This window comes from Nocardiopsis deserti (assembly GCF_008638355.1).
Taxonomy (GTDB): Bacteria; Actinomycetota; Actinomycetes; order Streptosporangiales; family Streptosporangiaceae; genus Nocardiopsis; species Nocardiopsis alborubida.
Genome location: NZ_VWVS01000017.1, coordinates 39,187 through 60,057 on the forward strand (window position 1 = coordinate 39,187; position 20,871 = coordinate 60,057).

The following is a 20,871-nucleotide window of genomic DNA, read 5'->3' on the forward strand; positions in this document are numbered from 1 at the left end:
AGTCGTGCTTCGACGCGCCGCCCGTCGCGGCGCGAGGGGGGTCAGCCGCAGTTGGTCTCGTTGTTGTTCACGTTGGTGCCGCTGATGTTGCCGAACCAGTCCACGCACGCACCGGCCGCGCTGCGGTAGACCGGCCCGGCGTAGGTCGTGTAGTGGCCGCTGTCCACCTGGGCCTGACTGGCGGGGTCGCTGGTGCGCTTGAGGCCGACCGTCATCTCCACGGCCGCGCCGGGGTTGGCCCGCACGGTCACCGCGCAGTTGTAGCCGTTGGAGTTGTTGTAGGTCAGGAAGAGGGTGCCCTTGGAGCCGATGTTGGTGTGGCCGACGACGCCGTAGCCGCTGCCGCAGACGCCGTTGTACTCCGCCACGGGAGCCGCCGCCGACGCCGGTGACGCCAGTGCCAGCGAGCCGGTGGCCAGGGCCGCCGTGAGCAGGGCGGCGGTCCGGAACTTCTTGAACATGGGGGAGTCTTCCGTCCTAGGTACCGGCACCCGCTCCGTGCGGACGCCGGGAAGGACTGTGACACGGTCCGCTTCGAACCGGCTTCGGTTCCGCTTCGCACCGGGTTCGTGCGCCGCTCCCGGGCCCGGAACCCTAGAACGCGGCGCTGTCGAAGGAGGCCTCGTCCTCGCCCCGGCCGTTGGTGATCCACCAGCGCACGGGCGTGTCCCGGGTGCCTTCGAGGTCGTGGGCCAAGGCGAGTTCGTCGGCGCCGTCCGCGTCGTAGTCCGCGCAGGAGAAGAGACCGGCCACCCGCCCGGCCGCGTCTCCGGCGGCGAGGGGGCCGTTCTCGGGGCCCCGGCGGACCAGCGGCTCCGCGCCGTCCACCTCGATCCCGTCGCCGGTGTGGCGCAGCAGGTCGACGCCGTGGACGTCGCGGCTGACCGCGAGGACGTCGGTGCCGTCGCCGTCCAGGTCGCACACGGCCATGGCGCGACTGGTGGTGGAGGAGACGGGCTCGCCCCTGGCCAGGTACACCGCGAGGGGAGTGGAGGCCTCTGTGGTGAGGGGACCGAGGTAGACGTTCACCCGTTGGTCGACCTCGGGCGGCTCCGTCCTGTACCCCGGTTCGTCGTTGCGGCTGCCGCTGTCACCCAGGGCGAGGTCGCCCTCCCCGTCGCCGTTCAGGTCGCCGAAGGCGGCCAGCGAACCGGAGACCAGCTCCACCGACTCCCACCGCGCGGGATCGCCGGGGCCGGTCAGCAGCAGTGTGTTCTCGGACTGCCCTCCGTCGTTGCCGTGCTGGAACAGCAGCCGTGACGTGCCGCCCTCGAGGGCGGGGGGTTCGGCGACGAGGCCGCCGACCTGTGCGTTCACCGTCCGCTGTGCGCTGCGCGCCGGAGCGCCGTCCCGGTCGAAGGGACCGTACATGACCCTGAGGCGCGAGGCCTCACCGTTCGCCGACGCCTTGGCGACGGCCAGGTCGGGGGCGCCGTCGCCGTCGAAGTCACCGTTCGCCAGGGCCGTGAAGGTGTCCTGCCAGCCCTCCCCGGTGAGGAGCGTGATCGGGGTGGGAGGGGTGTCGGGATCGGGGCCCGAGGGGCCGCCCCACACGATCGCCCTGGGTCCCCGCCCGCTGGCGGCCATACCGAGCCCCAGTTCGTCGTCGGCGTGGACCAGGACCGGGATGTCGGCGAAGCCGTCGCCGTCCAGGTCGGCCGTGCCGGGCCGGGTGCCTTCTCCTCCGGTCCCGGGGGAGGTGACGGGGAGCACCGTGTACGGGCTCCAGACGGTGCGGGCGGCCGGATCCGGGCCCTCGGGTGAGCCGTTGACGGTCATCAGGCGCTGGGAGAGGAACCCCGCCTCGGAGTCCGGGTCGTAGCGGGTCGTGAAGAGGAGGTCGGGGAAGCCGTCGCCGTTGACGTCGTCGGGCACGGCACTGCCCTCCCCCTCGGGCACGGGCGCCGTCTCGTACTCCCGGACCTCCTCGGGGGCGGACGTTTCCGTCTCCGCCCCCGTCCCCGGATCCGGGTCGCCTCCGCACGCGGACAACAGCAGCACACAGGGGAGCAGGGCGAGACGACGGGGAACCATGGGCCTCCGATCCTGGCGGCGCGCCGGACCGCCCGTGCGGCGGAGCGTGCTGCGAGGGTAGCCGCACCGGAGGCGGGCCGCGACCGGACCGCCGAGACCGCCGCGCTACCAGAACTACGTGCGTCCCTGCTCGTAGACGTTCAGGTGCGTGTACGCCAGGGAGAACAGCGGCGTGGGCACGCCCAGCTCCCTTCCCCGGGAGACCAGGTCACCGATGATGTGGTCGGCCTCCACCGGGTTGCCGTGGGTCAGGTCCCAGTACATCGAGGTCGTGGTCGAGGCCGTGGTGTTGGCGATGATCGCGTCGGCCCTCTCGCGGGCCGCCTCGCCCGGCGGGTGGCCGGAGGCGGTGGCCACGGCGATGGCCTCGGCGAACACCGCGGCGGTGAACTCCTGACCGCCGGGCGCGCTGTTGACCCGGCCGATGGGGCCGCGCATCAGGCAGGTGCACGCGCCCAGGGTCGCCAGGAACACCCACTTGTCCCACAGCTCCTGGCGGATGTCCGCTGCGGAGGTGGCGGTGTGGTCCCCGGTGTCCAGCGCGGCGTGCACGTCCTGTGGTGCGACGACGGGGTGCTCGCCCAGCGGCCCGTAGACCAGCTGGCCCATGGTGCCGACCTGGACGATCTCCCCCAGGTCACCCAGGCGCGTCATCACCATGGCGACGCCGCCGTAGACCCGGTCGGCGCCGAAGCGCTCGACCAGGGCGTCGACGTGGCGCATGCCGTTGAGGAAGGGCAGCACCGCCGTCCGCGGGCCCACGGCGGGGGACAGGTCCTTGAGGGCCTCGTCGAACCCGTACGACTTGACGGCCACGACCACCAGGTCGTAGTCGGGGCCCACCTGGTCCGCGGTGACCGCGCGGACCGGCACCGCCTCCACCCGTCCCTGCACGTCGCGCACGCGCAGGCCGTGCTCGCGCAGGAGCGCGGCACGGGCGGGGCGGACGAGGAAGTCCACGTCCCGGCCCGCCCGGACCAGATGCGCTCCGAAGTAGCCGCCGACCGCTCCGGCTCCTACGACAAGAATCCTCATGCTGCTCCCGCCCGGTGGTTGTACGACAACGGACAACTTGACATCCTCCTCCGCCTGAAGACGGAAGGATCCAGCTAACAGAACCTATCCGCCGCTGGTGGTCTACGCTTCACAGCCCGCCTGACAGCGAGGGCTCCACGTCCTGGCACCCACCATGTCCTGGGGCGCTTGCTGCTTGGTCAGGTGCTCGATAGTGCGTGCGGCGTTGGTGTCGGCGTGCGCGGCATTGTCCCCGCACCCGGGGGCCTTACAGGCGAACCGGTCCCGTGACTCGCGGCTGCCCTCGGTGATGGCCTGGCATGCCGAGCGGCGCCGCGAGGTGTGTGTGGGCGGGCGCCCGCACCAGGTGCCCGCCCCGGTCGGCGAGCTTGTACTCCAACAACGCGACGGTGCGCCCCCACGCCTGGCCTGCGATGGCACGGTTCACCCCGGCCTTCTGCCTGACGTTGGTGCCCGGGGCCTCCACCGTCCCCCGGGCCGAGCGGACCATGCTGGTGATGTGCAGGTCCTCGACCCCCACCACACCGAACTCCTCGGCCAGGGCGTACGTGACCTTGTGCTGCCAGTCCAGGACGCGGCGCTTGGCTTTCGCGCGCACCCCGGCGATCTGGTCATAGGTCCGACGCAACCGGTTCGAAGACGGCTGTCCGGATGTGCGGTGACGCCGTTGGCGTGCGGCTCTGCGCTCCAACCGGCGCAGACGCTCGGCCTCACCCATGGTCATCCACGGCCCGTGCTCACGGAAGGTGCCATCGGACAGGGCGAGCGGCTTGGCCACACCCCGGTCGATGCCCACCCCCCGGGCTGACAGGGGGTGCGGGCTCCTTGGCCTCGGTGCGCACCCGTAACACCACGTGCCAGCCATGGGTCTCCCGTACCAACCGGGCACCGGTGACGCGGTTGGCGGCGTCGGCGTGCTTGCCCACGGGTAGGTCCTTGGCGGGGTGGAGGCGGGCTTTGTGGCCGCGTTCGCGCTTGATGTGTCACCTCCTGCCTGGTGTGGGTCGACCCTAGCGCGGGGGCGTGACGTTTCGTGACGGGCGGTTCACCCTCCGGCTGAAGCCGGTGGCGCTCTCGTGAAGGAGAGGTAGGGCCGTGGGATCCGCAGCGGCAAGGGTTCAGCCGTACAGACGCACCGCCCCGTCCTCCGCCGGGGTGTTGCCAGCGCGGCCCGGTGCGCCACAGGATGGGTGCTGCCGACGGCCCCAGGGGCCGTACCGACGGGCGGGAGGCAGGACATGACCGGTTCGACGACATCCAGCACCGTGGACGACATCCTCCGGCGCAGCGCGGCACGCACCCCCGGGCGTACCGCGCTGGTCTTCGGCGGGCGCACCTGGACCTACGCCGACCTGGACGCCGCGGTCACCCGCGCCGCCGCACGCCTGCTCGGTCTCGGCGCGGTCCGGGGCGACCGGGTCGCGGCCTACGGCAGGAACTCCGACGCCTACCTCGTCGGGTTCCTGGCCTGCGCCCGGGCGGGACTGGTCCACGTGCCGGTCAACTTCGCCCTCCAGGGGGAGGAACTGGCCTACCTGCTGGAGCAGTCGGGCAGCACCATCGTCCTGGCCGACCCCGCCCTGCGCCCGGCCGTGGACGCGCTGCGCGCCGAGACCGGTGTGGAACAGGTGCTGGAGCTGCGCGAGGGTCCCGGCTCGCTGCTCGCCGACAGCCTGGAGGGGCCGGTGCCCGACCTGGACGCCGATGTCCGCGACACCGACCTGGTGCAGCTGCTGTACACGTCCGGCACCACCTCCCGCCCCAAGGGCGCGATGATGACCCACCGGGCGCTCGTGCACGAGTACCTGTCCTGCGTGGCGGGCCTGGACCTGTCCGCCGACGACGAGCCCCTGCACGCCATGCCGCTCTACCACAGCGCGCAGATGCACGTCTTCCTCATGCCGTGGCTGGCGGTCGGGGCGCGCAACACCCTGGTGGAGTCCCCCGACCCCGCCGACCTGCTGGAGCGGATCGAGACGGCGGGGCACGGGGCCTTCTTCGCCGCGCCCACGCTGTGGGTGGCGATGGCGGGCCACCCCGACTTCGCCCGGCGCGACCTGTCGAGCCTGCGCAAGGCCTACTACGGGGCCTCGGTCATGCCCGGCCCGGTGCTGGACAGGCTGCGCTCGGCCCTGCCCGGGCTGGGCTTCTACAACTGCTTCGGACAGAGCGAGATCGGCCCGCTGGCCACCGTCCTGCGCCCCGAGGAGCACGACGCGCGCCCCGCCTCCGCGGGCCGCTCCGCCCTGTTCGTGGAGCTGCGGGTGGTGGACGACCAGGGGCGCGACGTCGCACCGGGGGAGCTGGGCGAGGTGGTGTACCGGTCGCCGCAGCTGTGCCGGGGCTACTGGGACAAGCCCGAGGAGACCGAGGCGGCCTTCCGGGACGGCTGGTTCCACTCCGGCGACCTGGTGCGCGTCGACGCCGAGGGCTACATCGAGGTGGTGGACCGGATCAAGGACGTCATCAACACCGGCGGCGTGCTGGTGGCCTCCCGCGAGGTGGAGGACGCCTTGTACACCCACCCCGGGGTGGCCGAGGCCGCGGTGGTCGGTGCACCCGACGAGAGGTGGATCGAGGCGGTGACCGCGTTCGTGGTGCCCACCGGGGAGGCCGACCCCGAGACCCTGCCCGACGACCTGGTGAAGCACGTGCGCGCCCGCCTGGCGGCGTTCAAGGCGCCCAAGGAGGTGCGGGTGGTGGCCGGGCTGCCGCGCAACGCCTCCGGCAAGATCCTCAAACGCGAGCTGCGCGAACGCATGGCCTGACGGACATCGCACCGGGGCCGTGCCTGGGGCCGCGCCGCCGTGCGCGCGGCCCACCGGCTCAGAGGCCGTGCCGCCCCGGGCCCCGCGGTCGCTCCGCGCGGTGCCGGGACAGCAGTTCGGGGTCCAGCAGATGCTCCAGGCGTGCCCGCTCCAGCCGGGTGACGGCGTCGGCACGGTCGTCCCCAGCGCCCGGGCCGCCCCGTCCAGGACCCGCAGCCGGCGGCTCAGACCGCGTGGTCGGGCGCATCCCCGGCGTAGCGGGCGGCCAGGGTGTGGAAGGCCAGCTTGGGTTCCCAGTGGCCGTCGTCGGGGGACAGTCCCGACTCCAGCGGAGGCGGGCGCACGATCCCGAAACTGGCCATGTCCTGGTCGCGGGTGGGGTCGGGGGAGTAACGGCAGTCCCCCTCGATGAACATGCACACGAACGCCCCGTGCACCTCCTCGGTCTCGAACACGTCCAACAGGTCGCCGATGAGGTCGGCCTGCACCCGCTCGTCGCGGACGTGCCCGCCCCTGATCCTGCGGTCCTCCGGGTCGCTCCAGTCCATGATGTCCGAGCCCGAGCCGCCCTTGTCCCGGGCACCCGCGTAGGAACAGCAGCCGAACTCGGTGACGACCACCGGCTTGCCGTGGGCGCGCAGCCGGCGCAGCCCCTGCCGGTAGGTGCGGCGGGTGAGTTCGTCCAGGTAGTAGTCGACGCCGACCACGTCGAACGGTGTCCAGTCCACGGTCTCCCAGACACCGGAACCGTAGGTGAGCGGCCCCCGGAACCTCGCGCGCGCGGTGCCCGCCAGCTCGCGCAGCAGCCGGTTGAGCCTGCGGTCGAACCACGGCAGCAGGGGGAAGAGCAGACCCAGCGCGCGCGTGCGTCGGTCGAAGTCGCGGCCCGGCAGCACTCCGGTGGCGAACACGCTGATCTCGCAGCCCACGTTGAGGCCGACCCGCCCGGGGTGGTCGCGGCGCAGCCGTTCGGCCGCCTCCGCGGTCCGGCCCAGGTGGGTCGCGAGCTCCCGGGGCGCCGCGTCGACCAGGCGGGGCTGGATCCACACGTACAGCCCCCGGTCCAGCGCCAGGCCCGCCGCCTCCTCCAGCCGTCCGGGGTCCTCGCCGAACACGGTGACCGCCGTGCAGCGCAGGTCCTCGCGGATCACCCGCATCTCCCGGTCCACCACCTCCGGGCGCCACCGTTGCCGGGAGCTCTGGCCGGGCAGGTAGCTGGAGCCGACGTCGTACAGGATCCCCTTCTGGACCAGGGGGCTGCGCGGTCGGCCCGCATCCGGGAAGGGGTCGTCCACCCGGCCGCGGACGCGGCCGCGCAGCAGGTGGACGGCCCAGAAGGCGATCAGGGCCGGGCCGAAGGAGAACAGCGCCTGCCACAGTTCCGGAGCGGAGAGCAGGCGCGGGCCCAGGTCGTCGGAGAGCACACCGACGGCGGTCAGGGCCGTTCGCGCGGCCAGTGGTGTCCACACCTCCCCGGTGGTCGTTCTCAGGGCTCCGAGGAACAGACCCAGGAGGAACACCTCGCCGGAGCGTTCCGGTGTACCGGTGACCGCGGCGACGAAGAGCGTGTACAGGACGGCCTGGCCCAGAAGGGCCGCCCAGGGGGAGAACCGGTGGCCCAGGTGGTGCTGTGCGTAGCCGCGGAAGACCAGTTCCTCGGGCAGGATCTGGGCCGCCAGGAGCAGGGGGAGGAGGACGACCAGGGTCAGGACGGCGTCCCCGACCGCACCGGTGTCCGGGGAGGCCGCGCCCAGGGCCGACGCCGCGCCCAGGAGCACGGCCGAGGCGAGGAGGACGGCGAGCGCACCGGTCGGCGGGACGAACCATCTCCCGGGTGCGAGGCCGAACGCGGGAGTCGGCGAGCGGTCCAGGAAGCGGCGGGCGGCCCACAGCAGCGGCGGGACCAGCGCCGTGCAGAGGACGGCCCGCACGGCCAGGGCGGCGAGGGAGTCGGGGTCCCCGGCCGAACCCGGAGCCAGCGTCGAGGCGGCCGCGGCGAGCACACCGACCAGGGTGGCGGCACCGAACACCAGGAGGGCCAGGGCCACGGGGCCCGCCCGTGGGCGTGCGGCCCTGGAGGAGGGGGATCCGGTGTCGGATGGGGGCGTGGAGTGGGGCTTGTCCGGCATGGCCGCCTTCCCGGGGGCTAAACTCCGTACGGTGTTCGACCTTCTTCGAACAGTGTACGGAGTTTTTTCGAGGAGGCAAGAGTGGCGTACGTCCACGACCCCACGGCCACGCTCGAACTGCTGTGGGACGGCCCTCAGCGGCCCCGGCGCGGCCCCCGGCACAACCTCACCGTGGAGCGCGTCGTCGAGGCCGCCATGGAGGTCGCGGAGCAGGAGGGCGTCGACGCGTTGTCCATGCGCAGGGTCGCCGCCCGGCTCGGTGTGGGCGCCGCCACGCTCTACACCTACGTTCCCGACAAGTCGGCCCTGATCGCCCTGATGGTGGACACGATGGTCGGCCAGGCGGTCCTGCCCCACACCCGCATCGGCACCTGGAGGGAGAAGGTCTGGTCCTGGGCCCACGAGGACCTGCGCTCCTACCGCGAGCACCCCTGGCTCGTCGAACTCACGGGCACGGGACAGCCGGTCGGCCCGCACGCCTTCGCCTGGGCCGACTCCGCCGTGCGGGTCTTCGACGGCACCGGGCTGAGCGGCCACGAGGCGCTCACCGTCGTGGAGGCCGTGGACGGCTACGTCCGCGGGCACGTCGCCCTGGTGGTCCAGGCGGACCGGGCCGAGGCCTGGACCACCCCCGACGGGCGCACCTGGGACACGGTCCAGGAGGCCTTCCTGGCCGCCCGCGCGGGCGGAGAGGGGCGCTATCCGGCCATCGAACGCGTGACCACCGCGGGCCCGACCCCGGAGGAGGCCTTCTCACAGGGGCTGGACTGGCTCCTGGACGGAGTCGAGATGCGCGTGCGCTCCCGCGCCGCCGGGCAGTCCTGACGCTCCGTCCGGGTTCCCGCGGCCCGACACGGCGGCGGGGGTGCTTGCGCGTGCACCGGCCTCCCCGGAACCTGGGACGGTTCGGGGCGAGACCCTGGCCGCCGCAGGTGACCAGGGTCGGCACGGCCGCGCGGACCACCCCGGGTCTCCGGGCAGGGCGGTCCGCGGCTGACGAGGGGGCGACGCCGTGAGTGGTGAGGACAGCACGAGGGCCGTGGTCATGGCGTTGGCGGCCAATCTCGGGATCGCCGTGACCAAGTTCGTCGCCTACCTGCTGACCGCCTCGTCGGCGATGCTCGCCGAGTCGGTGCACTCCGTGGCCGACTCCGGCAACCAGATCCTGCTGCTGGTCGGCGGGCGGCGGGCCAGGCGCACGGCCACACGGGAACACCCCTTCGGCTTCGGCCACGAGCGCTACGTCTACGCCTTCCTGGTGGCGATCGTGCTGTTCACCCTCGGCGGCCTGTTCGCCCTGTACGAGGCCTGGGAGAAGATCCGCGACCCGCACCCGATCACCTCCTGGCAGTGGGTCCCCGTCGTGGTGCTGCTGGTGGCCGCCGTCCTGGAGTCGACGGCGCTGCGCACCGCGATGCGCCAGACCAGGACGGCACGCGCCCGGGTGGGGTGGTTCGGCTTCATCCGCCGCACCAAGGCCCCGGAGCTGCCGGTGATCCTGCTGGAGGACACCGGCGCCCTCATCGGCCTGGCCTTCGCCCTGGCCGGGGTCAGCCTCACCCTGATCACCGGCAACGGAGTCTGGGACGGGCTCGGCTCGGGGGCCATCGGCCTGTTGCTCATGGTGTTCGCGGTGGTCCTGGCGGTGGAGATGAAGAGCCTGCTCATCGGTGAGTCGGCCAGCGAGGAGCACGTCCGCCGCATCCGGGGGGCCATCCTGGACTGCGCGGACATCGACGCCGTCATCCACATGCGCACGATGCACCTGGGTCCGGAGGAGCTGCTGGTCGCGGCCAAGGTGGCCGTGGACGCCGAGGACGACGCCCGCCGCGTCACCGCCGCCATCGACGAGGCGGAGCGGCGTATCCGCGAGGCGGTGCCCATCGCCACGATCATCTACATCGAGCCTGACCTGCTGCGCCCGCAGCCAGCGGACTGAGGCGTACCGGGACCGTACGGGCCGTGCCCTCGCCGCGGGAGCGTTCCTGCCGTCCCCGGCGGGGGTCCCGGGGACCGGACCGGGGGCGGCGGGCGGGCCCCGGTGGGGAACACGCCCGCTCCCCGGGCGGCTCGTCGCGGGCTCCGCCCCCCGAGACCGGAGAGTCTTTTTGAGGGACGTTCGCCCCGACCTCTGTTTTTTAGCCAGGTTTTATTTTTCTTGAAATTATTTTCGAACGCGTGTTTGGGTAAAATAAAAATTGCCCGGAAAATTATGGTCGGCGCACGGGATGTGAGGTCGCGCTGCTCGCGTGTACCACCTTTGGTCAGGAAAAACAGACCGCCGTGTCCTGTGCGGGCATGAGGTGCCCCGTGGGGGTGCGGAGCTTTTTGCGCGCGTTTTTCGGTCGCCGGGGGCAAGTATGTCCCTCATTTCCACTGCGTGGCGAAAAATTTTATCTCTTCCGCTTTTGGGTTCATTTCTGAGGGAATGTACTTCTCATACGACGATCATTCCCCGCCGGATCCCAGCCTCCTACTTCGACTGACAGCGTGGCCGCGCCGTCGGCTCACCGCCGTTCAGGCAGACACCAGGCATCACACAGGACACGACACCGGGGGCTTCCTCTTGTCCATCAACGTTCCCCACACATCACGCCAGACCTCCGAGCACACGCCCGCCATCCCCAGACCGCGCAGACCGGGCTGGGGCGAGGACTCCTCCGCCGAGGAGATGCTCTGCGAACTCCACGGCCTGGACGAGGACGACCCGCGGGCCGACGACCTGTGCGAGCGGGTCGTGGTCCTCTACCAGCCGCTGGTCAACAAGCTCGCGCGCCGCTACGGGGGTCGCGGCGAACCGTTGGACGACCTCCAGCAGACCGCCATGCTCGGGCTGGTCAAGGCCATCCACGGCTTCAATCCCGACCACGGAAAGCCGTTCATCTCCTACCTGATGCCCACGGTCACCGGTGAGATCAAGCGGCACTTCCGCGACCACACCTGGGCCGTGCGCGTGTCGCGGCGCCACCAGGAGAACCGGATCAGGCTGCGCCAGGCGCTCAACGACTTCCAGCAGGCACACGCGCGCACGCCCACGATCCACGAACTCTCCGAGGAGATGGGGCTGCCCGAGGCCGAGGTCGGCGAACTCATCCAGGTCTCGGAGTCCTACCGCTCCCTGTCGCTGGACGCCCCGGACGCCTCCGACTCCGACGGGCAGGAGGGCGCCCGGTTGGAGGACCACCTGGGCAGCGAGGACAAGGGCATGGAACTGGTGGTCCAGCGCGAGTCGCTCAAACCCGCCCTGGCCCGCCTGCCCGCACGCGAGCGCGAGATCCTCAGGCTGCGCTTCTTCGGCGACCACACCCAGTCCGAGATCGCCGACTGCCTCGGCTACTCCCAGATGCACGTGTCCCGGCTCCTCAACGGAGTCCTGGGGCAGCTGCGCGAGGAGATGGGACAGGACAGGCGCCCTCGCGAGTGAGAGGCGCACGGTGCCGCGGGGAGGACGCCACGGGGGCCGTCCTCCCCGCGGCACCGGCCGAATGTCGGCGGGATCGTCTATCGTGCCGCCATGGCCACCGCACCGCTGACCGCCCGCGCCTTCCTGGCCCGCCTCGACGAGCACCGCAGCGACGAGGAACTCCACAAGTACCAGCGCTACTTCCGCTTCGAGGCCGGACGCCAGCCCGAGGACGACTACTTCGTCGGCGTGCGCATGGGCACGGTGTTCGCCCTGGCCAAGGAGTTCGTGGACATGCCCCTCGACCAGATCGAGGAGCTGATGGACAGTCCCGTGCACGAGGCCCGGGCCGGGGCGATGAGCATCATGGAGAAGAAGGCCCGCCACCGGCGCAGCACGCCCGACCAGGTCGCCGCGCTCGCCGAGCTGTACCTGCGCCGCCACGACCGCGTCAACAACTGGGACCTGGTGGACCTGGCCGCGCACCACGTCCTGGGCCGCCACCTGCGGGACCGCCCACGCGAGGTCCTGTACACCCTGGCGCGCTCGGAGGACCCGTGGGAGCGGCGCACCGCGATCGTGGCGACGGCGCACTTCATCGCCCACGACGACCTCGACGACGCCTTCGCCCTGTCCGAGGTCCTCCTGGGCGACGACCACGAACTGGTGCAGAAGGCGGTGGGGTGGATGCTCCGGGCAGCCGGTGACAAGGACCGGGAACGGCTGCTGGCCTTCCTCGACGTCCACGCCGCGCGAGCCCCGCGCCCCCTGCTGCGCGCCGCGATCGAGAAGCTCGAACCCGGCCGGCGCGCCCACTACCGTTCCCTGTGAGCGCGCGCCGACGAACGGGTGGGGAACGCCGCCGATCACCGAGGCCGCGCGGGTCCGGCCGGAACCGGCGGACGCGCCGGGGCCCGAACCCGGACGCGCCGCCTCGGTCGGCGGGCGCTGAACGGCGCCGCGCCCCGGCGGGGGCACGGCGCCGGATCCGCTACTCGGAGGGTTCGGGCAGGGGCGGGCACTCGATGGTCGGATTGACCCCCATGTAGTTCAACGGTCCGACGAAGATGGTGCCGACGGTGTGGCCCAGCGTCGAGCACGAGGTCTCGTCGTCGCTGAACAGACCGCGCTGGAACGCGGCGATCAGTCCGATGAGCAGCCACAGGACGACGAGGGTCGAAAGAACGATGCGTACTCGCACTCTCTGCCTCCAGGGGATCGGGGGTGGGAGGTCGTGTTGTCTTCGCCAGAGACCTACCCGCGAGACGCGACGTTTCACCCGGTCCCGTCTCCCGCTTCTCTGGAGACCCGTCCCTTCGCCGGGTCCGCGCCGTCCCCGGTTCACGGCCACACGTCGAACCGCCACCTGGTGGGGCCGTGCGGCAGCTCCGAGACCGGGAAGGCGAACACCGTCGACGGGGGGATCGTGAACACCCGGTAGGGTGGCGGCCCCGCGGTCGGCGCCCCCTCCGGGCCGGTCAGTCCGCCGTCCCCGGCGACCGGAGCCCACCCGTGGCGTTCGGCGTAGGCCGCGGCCACCCGGCCCAGCAGGCCGGGGTCCTGCACCCACTCGGCGGTGCCCTCCACCACCACGTCCATGAGACCGGTGGTGAAGGCCAGGCTCACCTGCGGGGAGGCGGCCAGCAGCCGGGACTTGGCGGTGCCCTCGCCCGACGCGAAGAAGGGCTGTCCGTCCACCCACACCGCCAGCAGCGGCCGGGTGTGCGGGTGGTCGTCCGCGCGCGTCACGGTCAGCCAGCACGTCGCGGCCGACTCCGTCAGGTGGGGGAGCACCTCCTCCCACACACCGGGTGCCTCGTTGGTCAGGGACTGCGCCTGGGGGCTGGGGAACACGTCGCGCTCCTCGGGTCTGGCCTGAACGAGCGGACCACACTAGCCGTGCGCACCGACACTCAGGCGGCGGCCAGCGCGGTGTGTCGCGTGCGCACCGCGAAAGCGGTGAACACCACCGCGGCGGCCACGGCCGTGGCGAGCATGACCGTGGTCATGCTGGCCAGACTCACCGGGCCGGTCAGTCCGGCGGTCGAGGCCAGGCCGGAGCCGATGCCGAACTGGAGCGTGCCCAGCAGGGCCGAGCCGCTTCCGGCGATCTTCGGCGGCTGCCCGTCCAGGGCCAGCGCGGTGGCGTTGGGCGACACCAGTCCGGTGAACACCATCATCACGAACAGCGCGGCGGTCACCGTCGTCAGGCTCGCTCCGCCCGAGCCCCCCAGGGCCGCCAGCGCGGTCACCGAGGCGATCGACCCGGCCAGGCCCAGGAACAGGCGGCGGTGGATCTCGACCCGGCGGATCAGGTAGGCGTTCAGCTGGTTGCCGATGATCATCCCGAGCGTGGTCACCGCGAACACCAGGCTGAACTCCTGGGCGCTGGCCCCGAAGCGGGAGTGGGCCACGAACGAGAACGTCGAGATGTAGGTGAAGCTCATCCCGAAGCTCAACGCGAGCGTGAGCGTGGGAGCGGTGAAGCGGACGTCGCGCAGCAGACGGCCGAACACGCGCAGCTGCGCCCGCGGGCTGACCCGCTCGCGCTGCTCGGGCGGCAGGCTCTCGGGCAGACCGAACAGCACCAGGGCGAAGGTCGCCAGCCCGGTCGCGCCGAGCACGGCGAAGAGCAGCTGCCAGGGTCCGAAGAAGAGCAGCTGCCCGCCCAGGATCGGACCGAGCATGGGCGCCAGTCCGGAGAGCAGCACCAGCCGGGAGAAGAAGGTGGCGGCGGCGTCGCCGTCGAACACGTCCCGCACGATCGCGCGGGAGATCACCAGTCCGGCCGCGGCCGACAGCCCCTGGCCGAAGCGCAGCAGGCTGAACATCTCCACGCTGCTCACCGTCGCGATGGCGAGGGTGGTGGCGGTGAACACGCCGATGCCGACCAGCAGCGGTGCGCGGCGCCCCCACCGGTCGCTGAGCGGTCCGATGACGAGCTGGCCCAGGGCCAGACCGGCCATCACCGAGGTCAGGGTGAGCTTGACGCTGGCCTCGCTGGTGCCCAGGTCGGAGGCGATCTGGGGCAGTGCGGGCAGGTACAGGTCGGTGGCGAGCGGGCCGATCGCGGACAGCACGCCGAGGACGATGACGAGCAGCAGCGTGCGGCGGCGCGTCCGGGCCGTGGCGGCGGTGGTGTCCTGGCGGGCCGGTCCGGCCTGCGCCGGCACGTCGTGGTGGTTCAGGGGGTCGTGGGTGGACGGGACGTTCTGGGTGTCCGGGACGACCTGGACGTCCGTGGTGATCGGGGCACGACGATTCGGACGTGCGGAAGCAAGGGTCACCGAGGCTCCAACGCGGGGAGAGGTATCGACAGGCGGTGCGCGGTACGCGGGGGCGCCGTGAACCGCCTTCGGGCGGGGCGCCAGCAGAAGTCCCATGAGCGGACCAGAGGGTCCCGGGATCACTTCCGCCTCCAACACAAGGCTAGGAGCAGGCAATCCCCGCTTTACCCAACACGTCGAGTGATCCGAATTACGGTGCTGGAACGCCCTGCTGGTAAAGGGATTCGGTCCGCTGTGACGCCGCCCATGCGGGGAGGGGGGCGCTGTCGGGGCGCTGGTCTCCGCCCATCCTCCCGGTCGCGCGGTACGCGATGCGCAATGGTCACCCGGTGGTATTTCCGATGGGCGGAACGCGCTTTTCGGTGTCGCGCCTCCTGTGAAGAAAAGGGCGGCCGCGGAGGGTGCGTCCCAGGAGCTCACAGGCTTCCGTGCGCGGGGACCCGCTCCCCGGTGCCGCCCTCGTGCGACGGGCGTGTGTGGACCGGAAGGCCGACCGGTATTTCGGGGCGGTGCGGTCCGGGCTGTGTGGAACGCTCCGTCGAGGAAGGCTTTTCTCGGCCAGGAGATGCCTTCGGTATTTCCTTCTCGGCGGCCTTTTGCGGGAGGGGGAGTTCTCGTGGGCGGAGAGTGTTTCCATACCGCCGGTTCGCATGGGTGGCGCCGGACGCGGGGAGGCGGTTCCCGTGTCCCGCTTCGGGGCTCTTACAGGGTCGTGCGCCGTGCACGGAGAACCGCCGAGCGGACCGTCCCGTCCGGCGCGTCCCGGCCTGACAGCCGGTTGGCAGCCTCCTGGCAGAGCGGTCCGGCACGTTCGTCCTGGAGGTGTTTTGCGATGATGTTCATCGAGTTGTTCGTCCCCAAGGGCTCCCTCGCACCGGAACGGCTCCGCCGACTGGCCGAGCGCCTGGGCACCGTGACCGAGCTGACGGAGGGAGAGGAGATCCAGCCCGGATGGGACCGGGTCCTGGGCTCCCTGATGCAGGTGGTGGTGCACGAGCCCGAGGTGTGGGTGGTCGGCCAACGCGTCCTCGGCACTGACACCGCACCCCGGTACGCGGTGCGCTTCCATGTGCCGGGCCCGTGGCGCAAGGCCATGAGCGACGCCCTGGTCGCCTACGCCACCAGGGTCATCGCCGAGGTCGGGGCCGACGCCGAGCGACCCTACCGGGAGCCCGTGGTCCAGGTGCAGGTCGTCGGGGTGACCGAGGGCAGCATGGGCGTGTTCGGCAGGGCGGTCGACTCCGAGGCGCTCGTGGAGCTGATCAGCGAGCCCTACGCGGAGGACCTCGCCCGGGGGCGGGCGGTGCGCGACCCGTTGTGCGGGGTGGTCGTCCCCCTCAACGACACCGCCGTCACCCTGGAGTGGGAGGGGACGCTGCACGGGTTCTGCTGCTCCGACTGCCGCGAGGAGTTCCTGCGCAAGCAGCGCAGGGAGGCCGCACCGGCGTAGGGCGCGACCGGCACAGCAGGGGGCGGGGCCGACCTGTGGCCACGGGGGCGGGCGCCCGGCCCTACCGGGCTCCGGGCGGGGGCCGGGGGCCGCGGGCGGCCAGGCCGTCGAGTTCGACGCGGAACGCCGCCAGGGCCTCCTCCGGCGTCAGGCGGCTGGCACGGTCGTAGTCGGCGCGGTGGGCGCGCAGGTCGCGGGTCAGCCGGGCGACGTCGGGGTGGTACGGGTTGGGGCCGCCGCGCAGCGCGTGGGCGGCCCCCAGGACGCGCGCCGCCCGCGCGGGCTCGTCCCCGCGCAGGAACAGGTCCGCCGTGGCCACGGCCACCTGGGCGAGCATCGGCAGGTCCGGCAGGGTGTCGGCCAGGACGAAGGCCCCGACCAGGTGGCGGACGGCCGCGCCGAGGTCGCCGGTGACCGCGGCCAGGTGTCCGGCCGCGGCCCGGTACAGGGCCCGGTCCGGCGGCTCGCCGTCCCCGAGCGCCCCGCGCGCGAGGTCGAGCAGCCGCCCGGCCCGTGCCGGATCCCCCTCGTGGCGGGCCAGGTCGGCCAGGCAGACCCGGGCCAGGGCCACCTGGCGGGTGGAGGCGGCCTCGGCGACCACCTCCTCCAACCGGGCGCGTGCGCGGTCGGTGTTCCCGGTGTCGACGTAGGCCATCGCCAGCCACACCCGCTGCCCGTGCTGGTCGCCCAGCTCGCGGGTCAGGGCCAGAGCCTCCTCCAGCACGGCGGTGGCCCCGCCGGTGTCGCCGGTCGCGGCGCGGGAGTAGGCCAGGGACATCAGCAGCAGCGACAGCCCCCACCGCTCACCGGCCTCGCGGAAGGCGGACATGGCCTGCTCGACGTCCTCCCGGCCCCGGGCGGTGTCACCGGAGGCACCGCCCAGGAAGGAGCGGGCCAGCCAGAGCATCGCCCGCGTCCAGGGGTCGGGGTGCGCCAGGTGCGGTTCCAGGGCGGCGGTTCCGTCGGCGGTCCGGCCCTCGGCCAGGGCCAGCAGCGCCGTCACGAACGCGCTGACGGGGCCGGCCGTGCCCGGCGGCGGCCCGACCACCTCACCGGCGCCGGTGAGCTCACCCGTGAACACGGCGTTGAGCAGGTAGGCGGCGGACGCGCGCAGCCGGGCGTCCCGCTCCGGTCCCCGATCCCGCTCCCGCGTCTTCGGGACCGCCCCGTGCAGCCGGTGATCCTGCTCCGGTTCCCGTTCCCGCGCCTCCGGGGCCGACCCGCGCAGGACCGCTCCGAGCTGGACGACCGCGTTGGCGTGGTCGCCGCGCACGGCCCAGAACAGGCCCAGCGCCGATCCCAGCCGCACGGCGGTCCCGGCGTCGCCGCTGTCGCGGGCGTGTCCCAGCGCGGCGAGCAGGTTGTCGTGGTCGTCCGCCAGCCTGGCCAGCCACTCCGTCTGCTTCGGCCCCCGCAGACGCGGTTCGGCGCGCTCGGCCAGGTCCAGGAAGCACGCGGTGTGGGCGGACCGGGCATCGTCCAGCCGGCCGGTCGCGGCCAGGCGCTCCCTCCCGTACTCGCGGATGGTGTCCAGCATCCGGTACCGGTCCCCGTCCGTCTCCAGGAGCGACCTGTCCACCAGGGAGTACAGGGTCTCGGCGGCCACGCCGACGCGCTCGGCCGCCGCGGTGGTGAGGGTCCGGAAGACGGACAGCCTCTCGGCCGCGTCGCGTTCGGCGGGAGTGAGCAGGTCCCAGCTCCACGCGACCACCCCGCGCAGCGTGCGGTGGCGGGCCGGGGCCGTGCGGCTGCCGACGCCCAGGATCCGGAACCGGTCGTCCAGACCGGCGGCGAGCGCTTCGACGGACATCGAGCGCAGGCGCGCGGCGGCCAGCTCGATGGCCAGGGGGAGGCCGTCCAGGCGCGCGCAGATCCGGTCCACCTCACCGGTGGGGGAGAAGTCCGGACGTGCCGCCCGCGCCCGGTCGGTGAACAGCCGCCGCGCCGCCTCCGGCGCGAGCGGGGGCACCGGGCACAGGGCCTCCCCGGCGACGCCGAGCGGTTCGCGGCTGGTGGCCAGGACGCGCAGTCGGGGACAGCGGCCCAGCAGTTCCTCGGCCAGCCGTGCGGCGGCGTCGACGACGTGTTCGCAGCAGTCCAGGACGAGCAGGGTGTCGGTGACCGACAGCGCTTCGACCAGGCGGGCCAAGGGGTCGGCCAGAACCCGCAGGCCCAGCGCCCCGGCGACCGCCTGGGGGACGTCGTCGGGGCCGCCGACCGGCCCCAGCTCCACCAGCCACACCCGGCCGCCGGTGTCGGCGGCGGCGACCGACGCCAGCCGGGTCTTGCCCACGCCGCCCGGGCCGACCAGGGTGACCAGCCGGTGCTCGGCCAGCCGCTCGCCGACCAGACGCAGTTCGCCCTCCCGGCCGACGAAGGCGTTGAGCGGGGTGCGCAGGTTGCCGTGTGGGGCGGACACGGGTTCCGGTGCGGACGCTGACGCGGACGTTGTCGCGGGGTCCGGCTGCGCGCAACCTTGCGGCTGTGCGGGAACGGGGGACGGCTGCGCTGCTCCGGGGTCCGATGGCACCGACTTCTGCGGCGCTGGCGCGGGAGTCGGGAGCGCGGGTGCGGGACCGCCCTCCTCACGCAGGATCCGCAGGTGGAGGGCGCGCAACCGCGGTCCGGGGTCGGTGCCCAGCTCCTCGGCCAGCCGGGTCCGGTAGGAGGCGTAGGCGGACAGGGCCTCGGCACGCCTGCCCTCGGCGTCGAGCACGGCGACGAGCAGTGTGCGCAGGCGTTCGCGCAGGGGGTGCTCGGCGGCCAGCGCCTCCAGTTCGGCGGCGCTCGGAGCCCGGCCGGGCAGGGCCAGCCCGGCCTCGGCCCGGTCCTCCACCGCGCCCAGACGCAGCTCCGCCAGGCGCACCGCCGCGGCCTCGGCGTAGGGCAGCGGGGCGATGTCGGCCAGCGGATCGCCCCGCCACAGTTCCAGGGCCCGGTCCAGGTGTTCGGCCGCCTCGCCGTGCCGACCTGCCCGTAGGGCGTCGCGTCCCCGCCGTGCCAGGCGTGCGAAGAGCACGGCGTCGACGGCGTCGGCGGGAAGGTCCAGGCGGTACCCGGCCGGTTCGGAGCGCAGGGCGCGGGGGTCGGGGAGGGCCCGCCGCAGCCGGGAGACCAGTGAGTGCAGTGCGGCCCGGGGGTTCTCCGGACCGACCGCGTCACCAGCTTCCGGCCACAGGTCCTCAGCCAGGGGCCGGTGACCGACCGGGCGGCCCGCGTCCAGGGCGAGCCGGGCCAGCAGCGCGCGCAGGCGGGGCCCGCCGACGTCCGCGCTCCGGCCGTCGGCGACCACTCGCAGGGGGCCCAGGATCGCGACGCGCATACCGGCATTCTCCCCCGGGTCGGGGCCCGACCGGATCCCTCCCTGCCCTGCCGGAGCCGACTCCGCCGCGTGCGGAGAGGCGGTGCGGACGGACCCGGGCCTCCTGGGAGGGACGGGCGACCGCCCCGGAGCCGGGCCGGTGGACGGGCCGCCGGGGCGAGTGCCGGGACGCCCCGGCCGAGGCGCGGCGGCGCGGAACCCCCGCCGTTCCCCGGCGCGGCCGCATACCGGGAACAGCGGAATGGCAATTCCCATAATGCGTGTGCTACTCTGGCCGGGTAAGGGTTTATGGGGAAAGAAAAATTGTCTTCCCCGGCCTTGTGTCCGGCCGTTTTCCGGTTATTCTCGGCCTATGCCAAGCCCCCTTTCTCCCGTCGTGCTGTCCGCGTCCGTCATGACCCACCCCCGCAGGATCGCCGACGCGCGCCGCGTCCTGGACTCCCTGGGGATCGCGGACGCCTGCATCGCCGTGGACCCCGAGCCCGACGGGCCGCCCAGTTCCCTGCGTGCCTCCCAGGTCGCCTTCTCCAGCGCGGAACGCTTCGACTCCACCCACCACCTCGTCCTCCAGGACGACGTCCGCGTCTGTGCGGATTTCGCCGATTCCGTGCGCGCCGCGGCGGAAAGGCATCCGGGGGCCGCGCTCTCCCTTTTCGTGGAATGGGGTTCGCGCACCGCCTGTCTGGCCCGGTGGGCGGTGTTCACCGGCGCCGGAGCCGTCCCGGTGGTCAACCCCTACATGCCCACGCTGGCCCTGCTCCTGCCGCGGGACCTGGCCGTGGACATGGGCCGCTTCATGGCGGACGCCGAGGGCCGCTCCGACGACCGCGCCGCCCTGCGGTTCCTGCGGGAGCGCGGCACCTCCACCCTGGTCGCGGCGCCCAACCTGGTCGAGCACGAGGACCTGCCCAGCATCAAGGGCAACGACGGCCACGGGCTCCGGCGCTCGGCCTGCTTCGCCGCGGAGGGAGCCCGCTTCGGCGGGCCGGTCCTGGACCTGCCCCCGCTGCTGCCGTTCCTGCGCTGGAACACCGGAGAGGCCGTGGTCATCGACACCGGCAACGACGTGCCCGAGGCCCACCGGCCCACACCGGACGTCCTGGCGGAGTGGGGCGCGGTGCCGGAAGAGCTGCGCCGGGACTGCGCCGAGCACCTGGGTGGCGACTCCGGCCCGCTGTTCGCGCTCTGGACCACCGCCGCCGCCTTCGGCGCGGTGCAGCAACAGCACTGGCCGGGCACGGTGGCCGGGCTGCGCGCCCGCCGGGACGATCCCCTGGTCGGGCGCGCGCTGGCCTCCTTCGCGCCGGGAGCGCTGCGCGTCGTCCTGGACCCGGACCGGCTGGCGCGGCTCTCCGGGCGGCTGGTACCGGCGGTGCTCGCCGCCATGGAGTACGGGGCCCGCCTCACCGAGGCACGCCCCGCCTGAACGGACGGCGGCCGCGC

16 protein-coding genes are annotated in these 20,871 nt (G+C 73.0%); 7 read left to right on the forward strand and 9 right to left on the reverse strand.

The annotated features are described in order from the left end of the window. Nucleotides 1-41 precede the first annotated feature (41 nt). The 4 genes from FYW99_RS23005 to FYW99_RS23020 all read right to left on the reverse strand — a co-directional run bounded on the left by FYW99_RS23005 (nt 42) and on the right by FYW99_RS23020 (nt 3,847). Nucleotides 42-461 carry a spore-associated protein A gene (locus FYW99_RS23005; protein WP_150254118.1) on the reverse strand — a complete coding sequence of 140 codons (420 nt, stop codon included), beginning with the start codon at nt 459-461 and terminating at the stop codon, nt 42-44. Nucleotides 462-594: 133 nt separating this feature from the next. Then, nucleotides 595-2,034, reverse strand: coding sequence for an FG-GAP repeat domain-containing protein (locus tag FYW99_RS23010; RefSeq protein ID WP_150254119.1), 1,440 nt, complete (start codon nt 2,032-2,034; stop codon nt 595-597). Between the two features lie 114 nt (nt 2,035-2,148). Continuing rightward, nucleotides 2,149-3,069 carry a ketopantoate reductase family protein gene (locus FYW99_RS23015; RefSeq protein WP_150254120.1) on the reverse strand — a complete coding sequence of 307 codons (921 nt, stop codon included), beginning with the start codon at nt 3,067-3,069 and terminating at the stop codon, nt 2,149-2,151. Nucleotides 3,070-3,316: 247 nt separating this feature from the next. Further along, the gene (locus tag FYW99_RS23020; protein WP_263364087.1) at nt 3,317-3,847 is read right to left on the reverse strand and encodes a transposase; all 531 of its coding nucleotides are present in this window, start codon (nt 3,845-3,847) and stop codon (nt 3,317-3,319) included. Nucleotides 3,848-4,307: 460 nt separating this feature from the next. Between FYW99_RS23020 and FYW99_RS23025 the strand changes: the two genes are divergently transcribed. Further along, the gene (locus FYW99_RS23025) at nt 4,308-5,837 is read left to right on the forward strand and encodes an acyl-CoA synthetase (protein WP_150254121.1); all 1,530 of its coding nucleotides are present in this window, start codon (nt 4,308-4,310) and stop codon (nt 5,835-5,837) included. Between the two features lie 224 nt (nt 5,838-6,061). Here the strand turns inward: FYW99_RS23025 and FYW99_RS23030 are convergent, their stop codons facing one another. After that, on the reverse strand, nt 6,062-7,966 hold the full coding sequence (locus tag FYW99_RS23030) for a CPBP family glutamic-type intramembrane protease (protein WP_150254122.1): 1,905 nt from the start codon (nt 7,964-7,966) through the stop codon (nt 6,062-6,064). Between the two features lie 81 nt (nt 7,967-8,047). Between FYW99_RS23030 and FYW99_RS23035 the strand changes: the two genes are divergently transcribed. The 4 genes from FYW99_RS23035 (at nt 8,048) to FYW99_RS23050 (ending at nt 12,200) form a co-directional block, all read left to right on the forward strand. Continuing rightward, nucleotides 8,048-8,791: a TetR/AcrR family transcriptional regulator gene (locus FYW99_RS23035; protein ID WP_150254123.1), complete on the forward strand. Its 744-nt coding sequence runs from the start codon at nt 8,048-8,050 to the stop codon at nt 8,789-8,791. A gap of 187 nt (nt 8,792-8,978) precedes the next feature. Beyond that, nucleotides 8,979-9,905 carry a cation diffusion facilitator family transporter gene (locus FYW99_RS23040; protein WP_150254124.1) on the forward strand — a complete coding sequence of 309 codons (927 nt, stop codon included), beginning with the start codon at nt 8,979-8,981 and terminating at the stop codon, nt 9,903-9,905. A 627-nt stretch (nt 9,906-10,532) separates the two neighbouring features. Then, nucleotides 10,533-11,390, forward strand: coding sequence for a SigB/SigF/SigG family RNA polymerase sigma factor (locus tag FYW99_RS23045; protein ID WP_150254125.1), 858 nt, complete (start codon nt 10,533-10,535; stop codon nt 11,388-11,390). Between the two features lie 90 nt (nt 11,391-11,480). Then, a complete protein-coding gene (locus tag FYW99_RS23050; protein WP_150254126.1) occupies nt 11,481-12,200 on the forward strand; it encodes a DNA alkylation repair protein in 720 nt (239 codons plus the stop codon). Nucleotides 12,201-12,360: 160 nt separating this feature from the next. Here the strand turns inward: FYW99_RS23050 and FYW99_RS23055 are convergent, their stop codons facing one another. The 3 genes from FYW99_RS23055 to FYW99_RS23065 form a co-directional block, all read right to left on the reverse strand. Continuing rightward, nucleotides 12,361-12,570 carry a hypothetical protein gene (locus FYW99_RS23055; protein ID WP_017567061.1) on the reverse strand — a complete coding sequence of 70 codons (210 nt, stop codon included), beginning with the start codon at nt 12,568-12,570 and terminating at the stop codon, nt 12,361-12,363. 140 nt (nt 12,571-12,710) lie between these two features. Next, nucleotides 12,711-13,223 (reverse strand): pyridoxamine 5'-phosphate oxidase family protein, encoded by a 513-nt coding sequence (locus FYW99_RS23060; protein WP_150254127.1) that lies wholly within the window; start codon nt 13,221-13,223, stop codon nt 12,711-12,713. A gap of 59 nt (nt 13,224-13,282) precedes the next feature. Next, nucleotides 13,283-14,656 (reverse strand): multidrug effflux MFS transporter, encoded by a 1,374-nt coding sequence (locus FYW99_RS23065; RefSeq protein WP_150254128.1) that lies wholly within the window; start codon nt 14,654-14,656, stop codon nt 13,283-13,285. Between the two features lie 832 nt (nt 14,657-15,488). Between FYW99_RS23065 and FYW99_RS23070 the strand changes: the two genes are divergently transcribed. Continuing rightward, nucleotides 15,489-16,106 carry a YHS domain protein gene (locus FYW99_RS23070; protein ID WP_150254129.1) on the forward strand — a complete coding sequence of 206 codons (618 nt, stop codon included), beginning with the start codon at nt 15,489-15,491 and terminating at the stop codon, nt 16,104-16,106. A gap of 61 nt (nt 16,107-16,167) precedes the next feature. On the opposite strand, the gene FYW99_RS23075 is transcribed toward FYW99_RS23070, so the two are convergent. Beyond that, entirely contained in the window at nt 16,168-19,428 is a 3,261-nt protein-coding gene (locus FYW99_RS23075; protein ID WP_150254130.1) for an AfsR/SARP family transcriptional regulator, read from the reverse strand. A gap of 352 nt (nt 19,429-19,780) precedes the next feature. Here FYW99_RS23075 and FYW99_RS23080 point away from each other — a divergent pair, with 352 nt between their 5' ends. Beyond that, entirely contained in the window at nt 19,781-20,854 is a 1,074-nt protein-coding gene (locus FYW99_RS23080; RefSeq protein WP_190394767.1) for a hypothetical protein, read from the forward strand. The last annotated feature ends 17 nt before the right edge of the window (nt 20,855-20,871 follow it).

Bases quoted from the DNA above. Each gene is read 5' to 3' on its own strand.
- FYW99_RS23025 (WP_150254121.1), top strand. From the start codon at position 4,308: ATGACCGGTTCGACGACATCCAGCACCGTGGACGACATCCTCCGGCGC.
- FYW99_RS23005 (WP_150254118.1), bottom strand. From the start codon at position 461: ATGTTCAAGAAGTTCCGGACCGCCGCCCTGCTCACGGCGGCCCTGGCC.
- FYW99_RS23050 (WP_150254126.1), top strand. From the start codon at position 11,481: ATGGCCACCGCACCGCTGACCGCCCGCGCCTTCCTGGCCCGCCTCGAC.
- FYW99_RS23015 (WP_150254120.1), bottom strand. From the start codon at position 3,069: ATGAGGATTCTTGTCGTAGGAGCCGGAGCGGTCGGCGGCTACTTCGGA.
- FYW99_RS23075 (WP_150254130.1), bottom strand. From the start codon at position 19,428: ATGCGCGTCGCGATCCTGGGCCCCCTGCGAGTGGTCGCCGACGGCCGG.
- FYW99_RS23030 (WP_150254122.1), bottom strand. From the start codon at position 7,966: ATGCCGGACAAGCCCCACTCCACGCCCCCATCCGACACCGGATCCCCC.
- FYW99_RS23080 (WP_190394767.1), top strand. From the start codon at position 19,781: ATGCCAAGCCCCCTTTCTCCCGTCGTGCTGTCCGCGTCCGTCATGACC.
- FYW99_RS23070 (WP_150254129.1), top strand. From the start codon at position 15,489: ATGATGTTCATCGAGTTGTTCGTCCCCAAGGGCTCCCTCGCACCGGAA.
- FYW99_RS23010 (WP_150254119.1), bottom strand. From the start codon at position 2,034: ATGGTTCCCCGTCGTCTCGCCCTGCTCCCCTGTGTGCTGCTGTTGTCC.